General features: G+C 54.2%; 16 protein-coding genes. 10 read left to right on the forward strand and 6 right to left on the reverse strand.

Annotation, left to right across the window (positions count from 1 at the left end):
- Positions 1-7: 7 nt before the first annotated feature.
- The 3 genes from VF639_RS22050 to VF639_RS22060 all read right to left on the reverse strand — a co-directional run bounded on the left by VF639_RS22050 (position 8) and on the right by VF639_RS22060 (position 2,151).
- Positions 8-532 (reverse strand): CvpA family protein, encoded by a 525-nt coding sequence (locus VF639_RS22050; RefSeq protein ID WP_331148111.1) that lies wholly within the window; start codon positions 530-532, stop codon positions 8-10.
- A gap of 81 nt (positions 533-613) precedes the next feature.
- Positions 614-1,078 carry a GatB/YqeY domain-containing protein gene (locus VF639_RS22055; protein ID WP_331148112.1) on the reverse strand — a complete coding sequence of 155 codons (465 nt, stop codon included), beginning with the start codon at positions 1,076-1,078 and terminating at the stop codon, positions 614-616.
- Between the two features lie 26 nt (positions 1,079-1,104).
- On the reverse strand, positions 1,105-2,151 hold the full coding sequence (locus VF639_RS22060; protein WP_331148113.1) for a hypothetical protein: 1,047 nt from the start codon (positions 2,149-2,151) through the stop codon (positions 1,105-1,107).
- Between the two features lie 89 nt (positions 2,152-2,240).
- Here VF639_RS22060 and VF639_RS22065 point away from each other — a divergent pair, with 89 nt between their 5' ends.
- The 9 genes from VF639_RS22065 (at position 2,241) to VF639_RS22105 (ending at position 10,600) form a co-directional block, all read left to right on the forward strand.
- The gene (locus VF639_RS22065) at positions 2,241-2,963 is read left to right on the forward strand and encodes a pyridoxine 5'-phosphate synthase (RefSeq protein ID WP_331148114.1); all 723 of its coding nucleotides are present in this window, start codon (positions 2,241-2,243) and stop codon (positions 2,961-2,963) included.
- Between the two features lie 163 nt (positions 2,964-3,126).
- Positions 3,127-4,173 (forward strand): tRNA 2-selenouridine(34) synthase MnmH, encoded by a 1,047-nt coding sequence (gene mnmH / locus VF639_RS22070; RefSeq protein WP_331148115.1) that lies wholly within the window; start codon positions 3,127-3,129, stop codon positions 4,171-4,173.
- Positions 4,173-4,562 (forward strand): VOC family protein, encoded by a 390-nt coding sequence (locus VF639_RS22075; RefSeq protein WP_331148116.1) that lies wholly within the window; start codon positions 4,173-4,175, stop codon positions 4,560-4,562. The genes mnmH and VF639_RS22075 overlap by 1 nt, the downstream gene beginning before the upstream one ends.
- Positions 4,563-4,599: 37 nt before the next feature.
- Complete coding sequence (locus VF639_RS22080; RefSeq protein ID WP_331148117.1) at positions 4,600-5,103, forward strand: hypothetical protein; 504 nt, start codon at positions 4,600-4,602, stop codon at positions 5,101-5,103.
- 55 nt (positions 5,104-5,158) lie between these two features.
- Positions 5,159-6,226, forward strand: coding sequence for a selenide, water dikinase SelD (gene selD / locus VF639_RS22085; RefSeq protein WP_331148118.1), 1,068 nt, complete (start codon positions 5,159-5,161; stop codon positions 6,224-6,226).
- 3 nt (positions 6,227-6,229) lie between these two features.
- Complete coding sequence (locus VF639_RS22090) at positions 6,230-6,829, forward strand: PH domain-containing protein (protein WP_331148119.1); 600 nt, start codon at positions 6,230-6,232, stop codon at positions 6,827-6,829.
- A 286-nt stretch (positions 6,830-7,115) separates the two neighbouring features.
- Positions 7,116-8,942, forward strand: a complete 1,827-nt coding sequence (locus tag VF639_RS22095; protein ID WP_331148120.1) for an ATP-binding protein — start codon at positions 7,116-7,118, stop codon at positions 8,940-8,942.
- Between the two features lie 62 nt (positions 8,943-9,004).
- Complete coding sequence (locus VF639_RS22100) at positions 9,005-9,781, forward strand: alpha/beta fold hydrolase (RefSeq protein ID WP_331148121.1); 777 nt, start codon at positions 9,005-9,007, stop codon at positions 9,779-9,781.
- A 108-nt stretch (positions 9,782-9,889) separates the two neighbouring features.
- Positions 9,890-10,600, forward strand: a complete 711-nt coding sequence (locus VF639_RS22105) for an SAM-dependent methyltransferase (protein ID WP_331148122.1) — start codon at positions 9,890-9,892, stop codon at positions 10,598-10,600.
- Between the two features lie 102 nt (positions 10,601-10,702).
- Here the strand turns inward: VF639_RS22105 and feoB are convergent, their stop codons facing one another.
- Together feoB and VF639_RS22115 are read right to left on the reverse strand one after the other, a co-directional pair.
- Complete coding sequence (feoB, locus tag VF639_RS22110; protein WP_331148123.1) at positions 10,703-12,889, reverse strand: ferrous iron transport protein B; 2,187 nt, start codon at positions 12,887-12,889, stop codon at positions 10,703-10,705.
- 6 nt (positions 12,890-12,895) lie between these two features.
- Positions 12,896-13,165, reverse strand: coding sequence for a FeoA family protein (locus VF639_RS22115; protein ID WP_331148124.1), 270 nt, complete (start codon positions 13,163-13,165; stop codon positions 12,896-12,898).
- A gap of 205 nt (positions 13,166-13,370) precedes the next feature.
- On the opposite strand from VF639_RS22115, the gene VF639_RS22120 reads away from it, so the two are divergent.
- Positions 13,371-14,273, forward strand: a complete 903-nt coding sequence (locus VF639_RS22120; protein ID WP_331148125.1) for a carboxypeptidase-like regulatory domain-containing protein — start codon at positions 13,371-13,373, stop codon at positions 14,271-14,273.
- Between the two features lie 180 nt (positions 14,274-14,453).
- Here VF639_RS22120 and VF639_RS22125 read toward each other — a convergent pair whose 3' ends face one another.
- The gene (locus tag VF639_RS22125; protein WP_331148126.1) at positions 14,454-15,086 is read right to left on the reverse strand and encodes an OmpA family protein; all 633 of its coding nucleotides are present in this window, start codon (positions 15,084-15,086) and stop codon (positions 14,454-14,456) included.
- Positions 15,087-15,089 lie beyond the last annotated feature (3 nt).

Raw genomic sequence — 15,089 nt, forward strand, 5'->3', positions numbered from 1 at the left:
CTTAGACCTAAAAAACGCTCCGCAATTTGACCAGCAAAGTACTGGCGAAGGGCATGACGAAACCAACTATTTGTAGAGCGACGGGAGTTGCCTCCCGTACAAGAGGCAGCACCTGCGAATTAGCTGCCAAGTTCGGCGCAATGAGCTGCAGCCCCGATAAGCCAATACCGTGCAACAGCAGGCTCAGCCCCAACACCCATTTCAGCACGCCCACTGCGCCACCTCCTACGTTATCGAGGACGCCTAGTGGTGTGAGGTGCACTGCTTTTTTCACGAAGCTGCCGAGCAGGTGCACGCCCCACACGATGGCCACGAATACCAGTAGAAAGGCCACCAGCGGCAACAAGCCAAATGCCTCGCCTACGTAATGACGCACCAGCGGAATAGCGTCGTTCAAAAGAGCCAATCCGCCCACTGCGCCTAGCACAAACGCCACCAACGACGCCACCTCCAGCACAAGCCCGCGCTGAAAACCTTTCACAGCTCCTACGCCCAACGGAATCAGCAGCAGAATATCAAAAGCGGACATCATACAAGGAGTTAGGAGACAGTGGTTAGGAGGCAGGAGCTAGGAGCACTACTGATTCCTCCTAACCCCTAGCTCCTCATACAGCTATACATTGGTGTTGTTGAGCAGGTTGTTGACCACTTGCGAGATTAAGCGGCCATCGGCTTTGCCGGACAGCTCGCGGGCGGCCACGCCCATTACTTTGCCGAGGTCGGAGGGGCCGGTAGCACCTACGCGCTGGATGATGCCAACCAGATGCTCTACCAGATCGGCTTCGCTCAATTGCTGAGGTAAGTACTCCTCAATGATAGCCAGCTCGGACAACTCCACTTCTTCGAGGTCGGAGCGGAACTGCTTTTGGTAGGTTTCGGCGGCTTCGCGGCGCTGCTTGGCCGCTTTGGTTAGGAGCTTGATTTCGGCATCGGAGGTGAGGGCGGCGCCGTGCTGGCCTTCGGCCGTTTCGGCCAGCATAATTTGAGACTTAATGCTGCGCAAGGTCGTAAGACGCGTTTTGTCTTTAGCCAGCATGGCCTTCTTGATATCGGCGTCGATGATTTCTTTTAAAGCCATAATTCAGGAGAAATGAAGATGCAAGATTACAGGTTTTTGGGTGATGCGGCGGAAACTACGGATAGCAGGGCAGCACAACAGGCAGTAGGGTCATCTACATAAACAGTTATTTGCTGCACTGTGCGCCGCAGTCCGTACGGTCCTGCTATAGTTACAGGCCCATTAAAAGTCAGAAGCAGATTAGCCGGCGCCAGCAAGGGCTTAGCCATGTTCAGGAGGTTGGCTTTGGGAGCTGGAGCATCTGTGATACGGATAACACTCCTTAACTGAATAAGTGGAACAGCCACGCGCCACACCAGCCCGGCCCGCAGCAGCAGTTCGCCAGAAGCTAGGAGTTGTACGGAAGCCCCTAGTTGTACGGCTCGCAGGTGCCCGATAGCTCCTATCAGCGTGTAGGCATTCAGCAGCAACGCTACCAGGGCCACCTGCGTGCTCCAACGCACAAGCAGCAAATGCGCGACAGCGCCCTCAACAACCGTCAACACTGCCAAGGTGAGCAGCAGGGCCGAGAAGCCCGATTGCTGGTGGCCACTGAAACTTTGCCCGCCAGCCATGTACCGTGGCACGGCTCGCCAACTCAGTAGCGCGTGATACCACAACGCAGCTTCGAAAACCAGCGCCTCAAAAGGACGATGAAACACTGCCGTGCAGGCCGCAGCCAGGTTGGCCGTAACATCGGGCGTGCTGGCGCGGGCCTGCTGGTAAGCCTGTCGCAGCCCGCGTATCTTCAGCAACAACAGCGCCCCGGTGGCCACTTCAATTATTGGAAGCAGATACTTGGCCCCGTGCAAGTACGCTTGCTGACCAACCGGCAGCATTTGCTGACTTAGCGCCAGCATAGCAGCAAACACGGCCCCTACCAACGAAACTGGTAGCCGGTAGCGGCGCACAACCAGTAGGTAGAACAGCAGCGGCGGCCAGACCAGCAAGTCGAAGGTGACAGCCGCGGGCAGCGCCGGACGAACCGCAAAATCGGGCCGCTGGATAACCAGATACTCGATTGCCAGCACGAGCAGCAGCAGACCACTGAAAAGCAAGGCGGGCCGCAAGCGGGTAGTAACAGAGAGCATCATAAGGCAGTTATGAAACAGGGCGCGTAACTCGGAGTTGTATCTTTGACCTGTTCCCAGGCAAGGGCACTTTGCCAGAAACAATTTCTACTATGACCAAGCTTAGCGTAAACATAAATAAAATAGCTACCCTGCGGAATGCCCGCGGCCATAACCGTCCCGACTTGCTTCAGGTAGCGCGCGACTGTGAGCGGTTTGGAGCGCAGGGTATCACGGTGCACCCAAGGCCCGACGAGCGTCACATCCGCTACCAGGACGTGCGCGACCTAAAGGCTATTGTGACCACCGAGCTAAACATAGAAGGCAACCCTACCCCCGATTTTCTGAACCTGGTGCACGAAGTGCGCCCCGAACAGGTAACCCTGGTACCCGATGCGCCCGACGCTATTACTTCCAACGCCGGCTGGAACACGGTAAAGCACCAGATTTATTTGATGGGCATTGTGCAGGAGTTGAAGGCGCTCGGCTGCCGGGTCAGCATTTTCCTGGACCCAAGTCTGGAAATGGTGAAGGCGGCCGTTGGCACTGGCACCGACCGAATTGAGCTGTACACAGAAGATTATGCCCGCCACTACCCCCACGACCGGGAGGCGGCCCTTCTCCCCTATCGGACCGCCGCCGACTTGGCTCACCAGCTTGGCCTAGGCGTCAATGCCGGCCACGACCTCGACCTCGACAACCTGGCCTATCTGCACCATAACCTGCCGGGGCTGGCCGAGGTAAGTATTGGGCACGCTCTTGTTTGCGACGCGCTCTACCTAGGCCTCGAAAACACGATTCAGCTCTACCGGCGCCAGTTGACATTTATCAATTAACATTTATCAGTTAACAGTATACTAACAACCATGAGTCAGAATCCGGCCAAGCTCAACGAAGTAGAAACGGTGCAGGGGTAAGCCGCCAGAACAATGACAAGCTTGTTTCAAGTGCTGTTCTACCCGCTTGTTAAATGATAATTGTTAACTGTTAATTGTCTTTATGCCCCGCTCGCCCCTTCCTGAATTTCTGCAAGGTCCCGAAAACACCCCGGTCCTTGACGTACGTGCTCCCATCGAATACAACCAGGGCCACATCCCTGGTGCGTTGAGCTTTCCCTTGTTTTCCGACGAGGAACGAGCTCGTATCGGCACTACGTACAAGCAAACTAGCCAAGAAAAGGCCGTGCTGCTCGGCTTGGACCTATTCGGGCCTAAGATGAGCCAGATGGTGAAAGTGGCCAGTAAGCTGGCCCCGGCCAAGGAGGTGCGGGTGCATTGCTGGCGCGGAGGAATGCGGAGCGGCGCCGTGCAATGGCTGCTCGAGTTGGCCGGCTTCAAGGTGCATCTGCTCAACAAAGGCTACAAAGAATATCGGCAGTGGGTACTAACTCAATTCACTACGCCCCGGCCGTTGCTGGTGTTGGGCGGCCTTACTGGCTCCGGCAAAACCGACGTCTTGCACGAATTGGCTCGCCTGCATGAACCTGTAGCCGACCTCGAAGGCTTGGCTAGCCATAAGGGTTCGGCATTTGGTAGCATAGGCTTGCCACCGCAGCCTACGCAAGAGCAATTCGAGAACGACTTAGCCGCCACTCTGGCGCAGCTTTCCGTTGAGGCGCCAGTTTGGGTGGAAGACGAAAGCCGTACTATAGGTGGTATTCATGTGCCACCGCCGTTGTTTCGGCAGATGAGCGAGGCGCCGCTGGTCGTGCTGGAAATACCCCGGATGGTACGGGTGCGCAAACTCGCGGAAGAGTATGGGCGCGAAGACCCCGGCGCCCTGGCCACCTCCATCCTGCGCATCCGTAAGCGCTTGGGCGGCCTTGCCACCAAAGAAGCGCTATCGGCCATTGCCGAAGACGATATGGAGAAAATGGTGAGTTTGGTGCTGGATTACTACGACAAGACGTATAACCATGGCCTCGAGGGACGCAAAGCTGTCCGGGTAGTTTCTTCTACCTGCGAAGCGGCCGTAAATGCGGAATTGGTGCGCGAAGCTACGCGGCAGACAATTGTATCCTCGGTGCCTTCCAACAACGTCGTCTAGTGGTACCTGAGCTGCGCATTGCCCGCCCCACCGATCAGCTACCGGAAATACTGAGCTTCTACCGCGACGGGCTGGGCTTGGTGGAGCTAAGTTCTTTCTCGGCTCACCATGGGTTTGATGGAGTGATGCTCGGCCATTCGCAGGCACCCTACCACCTTGAATTCACGCATCAGGCAGGCCACCTAGTGGGGCGGGCGCCCACTGCCGACCACCTGTTGGTGTTCTACCTCCCTCACGAGCCCGACTGGCAAGCGGCTATTCAGCGCATGAAAGCGGCAGGCTTTGCGCCGGTACCTGCGTACAACCCGTACTGGGACCAGCTCGGTACTACATTCGAGGACCCCGACGGCTACCGCATCGTGTTGCAGCGGGCAACATGGGAGTTGTAGCTGCTTCACGTATTTAGTGCTTTCTATTGCACTACCAATGACCACTGAAACCACCAACCAGACTCGGTTAACTCAATACAGCTCTACAGTAGCAGCTTACTGCCAGTCAGGACTGATGCGTAGTAAATTGTTCTTACTTCCAACAGTTGGGCTACTTAGCCTAGGATTGCTTTACAGTTGTAATGGTCACAACAAACAAACGCTTCCGCCCCGGCACAGCCGCCTGCTGGGCTTTAAAGCTAGATTCATAACAGAAGAAATAGACGATAAAGTCCACCGTAAACTCGGCCTCTACAGCAAGCTACGCACTAAAGCTGTAGAGGTAAAGCGGGTTAACGACATACTGTACATCTCTCTCCCTCTGATTGTTAATGCCTGCGGACAATACGACGGCAACGTTTCTATTAGCCACGATACCATTTACTTACATTACAACTTGGTATCAGATGAAGTTTGCACCTCCCATCGTGTGGATCAACTTACATATTTGGTTGACAATCCTGACCATGCCCAATACCATGTCGTATCCAGCTTATTATAATTTCAATCACTTCCAGTTTTCGCCAGCTTACAATAGTTGAGCCCCTTTTGTAGCCATGCCTGCTTCCTCAGTATTACCCGAAACCACCGACCAGATTCGCCTCACACAATACAGCCACGGGGCGGGCTGCGGCTGCAAAATCGCGCCCAAGGTGCTCGACCAGATTCTGCACACCAGCATTCCGCAGCCCCACGACGACAAGCTTCTGGTTGGCAATTCCTCGCGCGACGACGCGGCTGTGTACGACATTGGGGGCGGCCAAGCCCTCATTAGCACCACCGATTTCTTTATGCCCATCGTCGATGATGCTTATGACTTTGGCCGTATTGCTTCCGCCAACGCCATTTCCGACGTGTATGCCATGGGCGGGCGGCCTGTTATGGCCATTGCCGTGCTGGGGTGGCCAATTGATAAGCTAGCACCCGAAGTGGCCCGTCGGGTAATTGAAGGCAGCCGCAGTATCTGCCTGGAAGCGGGTATTCCGCTGGCCGGCGGCCATAGCATCGACTCGCCGGAGCCTATTTTCGGGCTGGCCGTAACGGGCATGCTCGCCATTGAAAACCTCAAGCAAAACGACACAGCCACTGCCGGCTGCGAGTTGTACTTAACGAAACCCCTGGGTGTGGGCATGCTGACTACCGCCCAAAAACGCGGCATCCTACGTCCTGAAGACGAAGCCATTGCCCCGCGCAGCATGATGCAGCTCAACAAGATAGGCGCCGACCTCGGCAAGCTAGCGGCAGTGCGTGCCATGACCGACGTAACAGGCTTTGGCTTGCTAGGTCATCTTTCAGAAGTGTGCGAAGGCAGTAGTCTAACGGCCGAAGTGGATTTCAGCGCCGTACCACTCATCCCCGAAGCCGAACTGTATCGAACTCAGCAAGCTATTCCGGGCGGCACCGTGCGCAACTGGGACTCCTACGGCCATAAGATTGGCGCCATCACAGACGAGCAGCGAGCCTGGCTTTGCGACCCGCAAACTTCCGGGGGCCTGCTCGTGTGTGTCGAGCCAGTTGGCCGGGCTGAGGTGCAAGCCGTTTTCAGGGAGCATGGTCTAGCGCTGGAACCGTTCGGAGTGCTGCGTACGCACCGCCCGGATGAAGCCTGGATTCAAGTTCGATAAGCTGTGAAGACAGTTTCGCTGTTGCGGCCTCTGCTGGAGTTTGGCGCCGTAATTGTGGCTTTGATTGTGGGGCTCCGGCTTGTTACAGGCTTGTTTGGGAGCCGTCGCAAGATGTACCGGGTCACGTTTCAGCGGCAGGTGGCTTTGCTGTTCTGGCCGGTGCTCTGCCTGAGTGTAGGGCTACCCTTCCTGGTGTCGTTTCTGTTTGCGGGCACCTTATCTACTTATGAGTTGGTGCTACTGGTGTTGCTGTCAGCGCTAATTTTGGGCTTTGCCGCGCCTGCTTTGCTGCTGCATCTGCACTATTACTTGCACAACCACGACACAGAGGTGCTCTTTGAGCCCAAACAAAATGTGCTGGAAGTCTACCAAGACGGTCAGCGCCTAGCCTTCAACCGGGCCGACATACGGCGGGTGATATATGCCCGCTGTAGCTCCCGGCGCCTGTTCTGGAGTAACTACGAGTACGTGCAGTTACAACTGCACAATGGCCAAGTTATTACTATTACTTCTTTGCTGCTGAAGCTTGCGCCTTTGGCCGAATTTTTGCGTAATACTCACCTTGAAGCTCAACAATTTTTCTTTTGCACAATCCGGCTATAACTTATCGTCCGTATATACATGCAAATCGTCATTATCCTTTATTTAACCATAAATAGTTACAAATCTATTATTGAACTCAGTAGATTTTAACGGCATTTATAGCTCATTTCACAACTATAGTAACATTGATATTTATAATATATTAAGCGTATCTTTGACTATATAACTCTTGTATTTAGCCGTGAACAGGCATCTATCTTTTTCGCTCCTCCTATCCCTCTGTATTTATCTTTCTGAGCCTGCGCTAGCCGCTGTTCCCAACTCAGACTCCACTGTAGCTAGCCTTGTGCGTCAGTTGCCTACCTGTACAGCTGATACCAGCCGTTTGCGTACACTGGCGGCCTTGTGCTACGAGCTACACGGACCCCAACCGAAGCGTGCTATTTTTTACGGCGAACAAGCCATTCGCTTAGCCACCCGCCTCAACGACAAACGTACTTTACTGCGCGTTTTGCTCGATTTAGGTTGCTGTTATGGTAACATGGCGGATGGTATACATGCCATTAAGCTTCAGCAAAAAGCTGCTATGCTGGCCCAGCAACTGCACGACAACGACGGTCTGGCACGGGCTTACACGAGCATAGGCGGCATGTACCACGAGCGCAACGATACCGCTAGAGCGCTTCACAACTACCACCGGGCCATAGCTTCAATTCATAGTCCTGGGGTCAGAGGAAGCACGCAAGTCATGCTGTACGGCAACATGGGCAACCTGTACTCGTACTTGCGCAACTATCCTCTGGCCTTGTATTACACCCGGGCAGCGCTTGAACTAGCCCGCAAAAGCGGCGACAAGCCTGGGGAATCTTTGTACACGGCTAATCTGGGCTTGTTTTATCTCCAGCAAGGCAAGCTGAATACTGCTGAAGGTTTGGCCCGCAAGGCCCTAACCTTAGTAGAGCCTCTGCACAACTACCGGTTTGAAGCCGGTCATTTAGAACTGTTAGCTACGATCTTATTACTAGAAAAAGAGCTCGACGAAGCAGAAACTCTAACTCGCCGGGCGCTCCGTCTTGGCCGGCAAGTTGATTTCAAAACACGTATTCTAGACGCTTATAACCTACTGGCGGAAATTAACGCCGGGCGCCAAAACTACGAAGAGGCCTTCCGATGGCAGGGTAGGTTCCGAGCCCTCAACGACTCCATTAATAGCAGCTCACGCCTGCAAGCTATGGCCGCCTTGCAAACGCGCTACGACGTATCGGCGAAGGAAAGCCAGATTCGGCAACTTACGCACCGCACGGAGCTTCAGCAGCATCATAATCGTGAGCTATGGGTTATGATCGGCGCTTTGGTGCTTGGTTTGAGTGGCATTGGGGTGCTGTACTGGAAATTGAAGCGCAGCCGGGCCGCTTTGGCTGCCAACCATGCTGCTTTGCACGTGGCCACAAATGAGCTTCGCGAGTTGGCAGCTTCCAAAGACCGGCTTTACACCATTGTGGCCCACGATTTACGCGGCCCCGTTACCGCATTTGTTGGAGTCACAGAGCTAATCGACTTCTACTTGAAAACCGGTGATGAAGACGGTTTGCAACGCTTGCCGGCGCTAGTGAGGCAATCGGCAAAAGGCTTGAATGGGTTGCTCGACAACTTGTTGAGCTGGGCCGTGAGCCAAACCGGGGAATTGGTGAGCCAGCCCGAGCAGCTTACCATCGACGATTTGTTTACCGAGATAGAGGAGTTGTACCGTACCACGGCCGAGGCCAAACAGGTTCAGCTCACGGCAAGCAGCTCACTGGATTTGACAGTTTGGGCCGACCGCAACATGACCCGCACCATCTTGCGTAATTTGGTAGGCAATGCGCTCAAATTCACACCTGGCGGTGGTGCCATCCTATTACAAGCCACCCCGAGCCAGCAAGGCGATACCCTTACGCTGAGTGTCACCGACACCGGCCGCGGCATGGCGCCCGAGCAGGTAACAGCCTTGCTTACAGCTAACCCGAAGCGGCCTGCGGCCGCGCGCCCCAACGGACCAAGCTTCGGCACGGGACTTGGCCTCCCCTTGTGCCGAGCGTTTACCGAGCGGTTAGGGGGCAGATTGGTTATTGATAGCACGCCCGGTACCGGAACCGTAGTGCGCGTAGTATTGCCGAGCCATATGGCAAACTAGAGGCGGTTGCGAGCAGATGTGCCGGCTACTCCCGACCTTTGCTCGCTCTTCCCGCTTCTACTATGCAGCTTCATTACCGCGAAATAGGCCAGGGCACTCCTCTGGTAGTTCTGCACGGCCTCTTCGGCACCCTCGACAACTGGCAAACCCTGGCCCGCCGCTGGGCCGAGGCCAGCCACCGGGTTATCACGGTTGACCTGCGCAACCACGGCCGCTCTTTTCATACGCCCGAGCACACCTACGAGCTAATGAGCGCCGATTTGCTGGCCCTATTCGAGAGCTTGCAGCTCGACGCCCATGTCACGCTGCTCGGCCATAGCATGGGCGGCAAAGTAGCCATGCGCTTCGCCCTCGACCACCCCGACCGGCTCGCCCGCCTCGTGGTGGTCGACATTGCCCCTCGCCTCTCCGACATGGCCCACCAAGACGATATTCTGGCGGGCCTAAACGCGGTAGATCTTAGTACGCTCAACAGCCGTCAGGAAGCCGATGAGGCGCTAGCTATCCATATCCCGCAGCCTGGCGTGCGGCAGTTTCTGCTGAAGAATCTTTACCGTCAGGAAGACAATTCCTTTGCCTGGCGCCAGAACCTGAGTGCCCTCACCGACAACATAGTTGGCATTGGAGCCGAAATCAGTGCTCCTGCGCCTTTTTTAAAGCCTGCGCTCTTCATTCGCGGTGGGAAGTCTGACTATGTTACGACCGAAGACAAGCTCTACGGCATTCCCGCTTTGTTTCCTAACTGCCAGGTGGAAACCATAGTAGACGCCGGCCATTGGGTACACGCCGAAAAACCAGACGAAATTTTTGAACTGGTGCACGCCTTTGCAAAAAGCTAGCTGCTGTGCAACTTCTTGCCTTTCAGGCATCACAGAAAAGATTTTTCTGATAGAGGAAAGGTCTTTGCGTAGGCTGGCAATTTTTCAACCCTAATTCCTGCTTTCTAAGTGAAGCCCGGTACTCTTTACCTAATCCCGACCATCCTGGCCGATGAGACAGCTCCGCAGGTGCTGCCCCCGCAGATTGCGGCGCAAGTAGCTGATTTGTCCTACTTTCTGGTGGAAAACGCCCGTACAGCGCGGCGTTTCATTAAAAGCGTAGCTCCTGCTCAGGTAATCGAGGAGCTACGTATCAGCGTTATCGATAAAGACAGCACGGAAGCTCAAATCCAGGCGGCCCTGAAGACGGTGCTGGCTGGTCAGGATGCAGGCGTGATTTCAGAGGCGGGCTGCCCAGGTATTGCTGATCCGGGCGCAGAGTTGGCGCGGGCCGCCCATACCCATGGCATTCGGGTGGTGCCGCTGGTAGGGCCTAGCAGCCTACTGTTAGCCCTTATGGCTTCCGGTATGAATGGGCAGAGCTTCACCTTTCATGGTTACTTGCCCATCGACCGCAGTCGGCGGGCGGCGGCTATCAAACAGCTGGAAAAGCTGGCCCTGGCTCAGCACCAGACGCAGCTCTTCATCGAAACGCCTTACCGCAATATGCAGCTGTTAGAAGACTTGGTAAGCCTGCTGCATTCCGCTACCCGGCTATGTATTGCAGCCAGCCTGACTGCTCCTAACGAGTTCGTGCGTACCAATACCATTGCTGGCTGGAAAAAAGCAGGCCTGCCCGAAATTCATAAGCAGCCCGCCGTATTCTTGGTCGGAAAGTAACGCTAAGCTCCGACTTGGCTTGGCGCATGAGTAGCGCTAGTATCCCACATTGGCATAAGTGACGTGATACTATACACTCACTTTGCCAAACCGGAGCTTACGCTATTTCAACACCTGATAGACCAGCAACGAAGCGAAATAGGCCAGCCCCGTCATATAGAAAAGCTGAAGTAGCGGCCACGTCCAGCCTTTGGTTTCGCGGTAGGTGGTAGCCAAAGTGCTCATGCATTGCATGGCAAACACATAGAACACCAACAAGGAGCCCGCACGAGCTGGTGTGAAGAAGGGCTGCCCGTTCAAATCTTTCTCGGCTGCCAGCTTTTGCTGCACGGTCAGCTCATTGGCATCTTGTCCCACACTGTAGATAGTCGACATGGTGCCAACAAATACTTCCCGGGCGGCAAACGAGGTCAGCAGCGAAATTCCGATTTTCCAGTCGAAGCCTAGCGGGCGGATAGCCGGCTCAATCAGGTGGCCGAACTGGCCCGCGTAAGACGATTCCAGCTTTTCAGATGCTATACGCGACTCTGTTTCGGGCTGGCTCAGCGCTTGAGCAGTGGCGGTAGTCCGGGCTCGTTTTTCGGCTTGCTCCAGAGCATTACCAGGCCCGTACGAAGCCAGCACCCACAATATCACCGATATAGCCACAATTACCTTACCGGCCTGAAATACAAAGGCTTTCACCTTTTCCAAGATGGTCAAGCCTACGTTTTTCCACCGAGGCCAGCGGTACACCGGAAACTCCATGATGAAGTAACTCCGCTCCTTGGTTTTCATAAACAGCTTTAGCACCCAAGCCGACCCTACTGCCGATACAAAACCGAGCAAGTACAGCCCCATTAAGGCGACGCCACGCAAATTGAAGATACCAAGCACCGGCTGATCGGGCACTACCAACCCAATAAGGACCGTGTACACCGGAATTCGGGCCGAACAGCTCATCAGCGGCGTCACGAAGATGGTAATCATCCGGTCCTTACGGTTCTCGATGGTGCGGGCACTCATGATGGCCGGCACAGCGCACCCCATACCTGAAATCAGCGGCACCACGCTCTTGCCGCTCATCCCGAACTTGCGCATGATGCGGTCCATCATGAACGTGACCCGAGCCATATAGCCGGTTTCTTCGAGCACTGCAATAAAGGCGAACAGCAAGGCAATCTGGGGAATGAACATCAATACTCCCCCTAGCCCGGCCAGTACCCCCTCGGTCAGCAGACTGATAAGTGGTCCGTCGAAATTAGATTGAACAAGGCCGTTGATCCAGGCAACGCCTTGGTCAATCAACTCCATTGGGTAGCTAGTCCAGGAGAATACCGCTTGAAATAAAAGAAACAGGACCGCTAGAAAAATCAGGTAGCCCCAAATCCGATGAGTCAGCACCCGGTCGAGGCGGTTGCTGTAAGGCTCTGCTTTCTCCGTGCGCGTTACGGATACTGCATCCAGCAACAGCTCGTTGATGCGGTTGTATCGGTCAATGGTTTCCTGCGCCTGCCGGGGGGTAGGCTCGAAATTGTACTTGGCTACTAATTCAGCTATGTACGCCTTGTCATCGGGCGTAAGGAAGCTAATATGACGAAACTGGTGTGCGTAGTGTAACGCCAGATAATCATTGTGTAAATTGAAATAGTACCGAATCTGCCGCAGCATGGGTAGCAGCGTTTCATCGGGCTCATAAAATCGATTGGTGCCGGCATCGAGTTGCTGCGCCATCACAATCTTGAGGGCTGCTACGCCAATGCCTTTGCGGGCATTCATGGGAATGATAGGCACTCCAAGTTCTTGCTGGAGAGCTTCTAAATCAATATTAATACCGTGCTGCGCCGCCACGTCCATCATGTTCAGGGCTAGCACCAAAGGCAACCCCAAATCGGCAAGTTGAGTGAAGAGCAGCAAGTTGCGGCGCAGATTACTGGCATCGGCCGTCACGACTACAAAATCCGGATACTGCGCTGAGGTCCGGTCGTAGAGCAAGTCAGTTATTACCTTCTCGTCGAGACTCTTAGGATAGAGCGAGTACGTACCCGGCAAGTCGATGATTTCGGCGCGGTGCTGCGGGGTCAGTTGGCTAATACCCGTTTTGCGGTCTACCGTTACCCCCGGAAAGTTGCCGACTTTCTGATTTAGCCCCGTCAGCTGGTTGAAAAGCGAGGTTTTGCCTGAATTAGGATTACCAATCAGGGCTATGCGCGTGAGGCCGCGCGGTGCCGCTGTTGCGGTACCAGTGGCTTCCAGCGTGGCAAACAAAACTGCGTTAGCGGAAACGGTACGAACTCCGGCACTGCTCATGCGCGGTTACTCCTTCAGTAGTATAGTAGCTGCTTCACTCACCCGCAGCGACAGGGTGTAATCGGCGGCCTCGCCTACCACCAAAGTAATAGGGCAGCCGAGAGGCGCTCGGCTGTTGAGCCGTACCCGCGTACCTGGAATGCACCCCATTTCCAACAGCTTGAGGGCCATTTCGGGATCCTTCAAGCAGCAGATGGTGCCGCTCTCACCTAAACGCAGATCTTTTACGCTTCGAGGAGCAACAACAGTTTGGGCGGAGGCGAGACGAGCAGACACAGCGGCGGGTTTATTTAGACTTACTTTAAACAAAGGTACAACCCATTTAGGTTTCGCCCAACTCAACTACTTATCCAATGTCCAGCTGTAAGTGCCTTATAAATATTCTCTTTCACAATTGCATTTTTATAAATATTTTAAGAAAACGCATCGGAAATCAACATTATCATTTTAATTTTGGGATATAACACTAGCCTGATTACTTATGCTCCAACGCGTACTTGCTTTCGTCACCTTTCTTCTGCTGCTTCCAGCCTTGGGCATGGCCCAAGAGAATCGTCTGTCCGGTCGCATTGTCGACCAGAAAACCAAAGAGCCCATCCCCTTCGCCTCGATAGGCTTGAAGGAGGAACAGACTGGGGCACTCACCAACGAGTATGGCTTCTTCCAGATGTCCATGCCCGAGAAAAATGCGCAAGACTCTCTTATTGTGCTCGCTCTTGGTTACAAGCGCGTGGCAGTATTAGTTAAGCGCGGCAATGCTAACCTAGCTGACCTTATTATCGAAGTACCGAAGCGCGTTGTTGAACTCGCTAACGTAACGGTAAAGGGTGGCAAAATAAAGGACTTGTCGCTCGGCTCGAAATCTGCTACTCCAGGTGAGGGCATGATTCAGGGAATGCCGGGTAGCCAATATGCCTTCTTCGTGAAGAACGATAAAAATAAGAAGCTCGGCAACGTGCGTTCGGTTTCGTTCTACATCGGAGAAAACGGCTTCCCCCGCGAGCCTTTTCGGGTGCGTCTTTACAAAGCCGATGGCAACTATAATTCGCCTAATACGGATATCCTCACGGAGAACGTGGTGGTTTCGGCTCCAAAAGGCGGCGAGTGGTACACTATCGACCTAACTCCTTACAACATCGAAGCGCCTACCGAAGGCTTCTTCGTAGCCATGGAATGGATTGTAAGCGGCGACAAGTTTTACACCACCAATTTCATGGACACCTATACGCCCTACGGCCAGATCATGCGCCCGACTTTCGAGTTCAAGGAAAGCCGGACCTGGAGTTACACCATGGGTAAAGGCTGGAGTCTGCTCACGCTAGCCAGCAACGGTCAGCGCTACAACGCCATGATTAAAGCCGAAGTAGACCAGATTAAAGACTAATCACGGATTCTCTAGATTAGACGGATGGGGCGGATTCTGCGACCTCTTCGTAAGTACTTTATTTAAAGCAAAAAGGGCCTGCTAAGTAAGCAGGCCCTTTTGCGTTGAACTAAGCTAAAGTCGCGAGAGAAGTAGTTACAAACTCTAGCTTATCCGTTTAACCCGGAGAGCCTGTGAATACTATTTGATCACCGCAATTTCTACACGACGGTTTTGCTGACGTCCTTCAGGAGTAGCATTGCTGGCGATTGGAGCCGTTTCGCCCATAGGCTCTAGGCTGATACGGTCGGCGCTGATGCTGGCGTTGGAAGTGAGCCAGTTCTTCACGGCTTCCGCACGCTGAGCGCTTAGCTCTTTGTTGTAATCCTTGTCACCACGCGAGTCGGCAAATCCCATTACGCGTACTTGACCTTTGCCGTAGCGGCGACCAATGGAGCCACCAATTTCAGATAGGGCACGCGTGGCAGTGGGCTTGATCGTAGCTTTGTTGGTGTCGAAGAGCACGGTTTCTTCCAAGCCATAGACGCTGTAACGATCATCGCCGCGTACCGAAATTTCGGGCAGATCGATTTCTTCGTATTTCACGTCCGCCAGCTTAGCTTTGGTCATATCCCAGGCACCATCCACGGCATTGGCTGCCCCGGCGGCGGCACCAGAAGCAGCATCAGCCACTGAAGCTCCTTTGCGGTATACTACTGCGGTGTCTGCGGTGGCTTCCTGAGGCTCGTCTTTTTCTTGGGGTTTCTTTAAGTCGTTGCAAGACGAAGTGAACATGGCCATCAGGGCCAGGGCAGGAAGAAGTGTCTTTTTCATAAC

It is taken from the genome of Hymenobacter sp., assembly GCF_036387835.1.
Taxonomy (GTDB): domain Bacteria; phylum Bacteroidota; class Bacteroidia; order Cytophagales; family Hymenobacteraceae; genus Hymenobacter.

Bases quoted from the DNA above. Each gene is read 5' to 3' on its own strand.
- VF639_RS22050 (WP_331148111.1), bottom strand. From the start codon at position 532: ATGATGTCCGCTTTTGATATTCTGCTGCTGATTCCGTTGGGCGTAGGA.
- VF639_RS22055 (WP_331148112.1), bottom strand. From the start codon at position 1,078: ATGGCTTTAAAAGAAATCATCGACGCCGATATCAAGAAGGCCATGCTG.
- VF639_RS22060 (WP_331148113.1), bottom strand. From the start codon at position 2,151: ATGATGCTCTCTGTTACTACCCGCTTGCGGCCCGCCTTGCTTTTCAGT.
- VF639_RS22065 (WP_331148114.1), top strand. From the start codon at position 2,241: ATGACCAAGCTTAGCGTAAACATAAATAAAATAGCTACCCTGCGGAAT.
- mnmH (WP_331148115.1), top strand. From the start codon at position 3,127: ATGCCCCGCTCGCCCCTTCCTGAATTTCTGCAAGGTCCCGAAAACACC.
- VF639_RS22080 (WP_331148117.1), top strand. From the start codon at position 4,600: ATGACCACTGAAACCACCAACCAGACTCGGTTAACTCAATACAGCTCT.
- selD (WP_331148118.1), top strand. From the start codon at position 5,159: ATGCCTGCTTCCTCAGTATTACCCGAAACCACCGACCAGATTCGCCTC.
- VF639_RS22100 (WP_331148121.1), top strand. From the start codon at position 9,005: ATGCAGCTTCATTACCGCGAAATAGGCCAGGGCACTCCTCTGGTAGTT.
- feoB (WP_331148123.1), bottom strand. From the start codon at position 12,889: ATGAGCAGTGCCGGAGTTCGTACCGTTTCCGCTAACGCAGTTTTGTTT.
- VF639_RS22120 (WP_331148125.1), top strand. From the start codon at position 13,371: ATGCTCCAACGCGTACTTGCTTTCGTCACCTTTCTTCTGCTGCTTCCA.
- VF639_RS22125 (WP_331148126.1), bottom strand. From the start codon at position 15,086: ATGAAAAAGACACTTCTTCCTGCCCTGGCCCTGATGGCCATGTTCACT.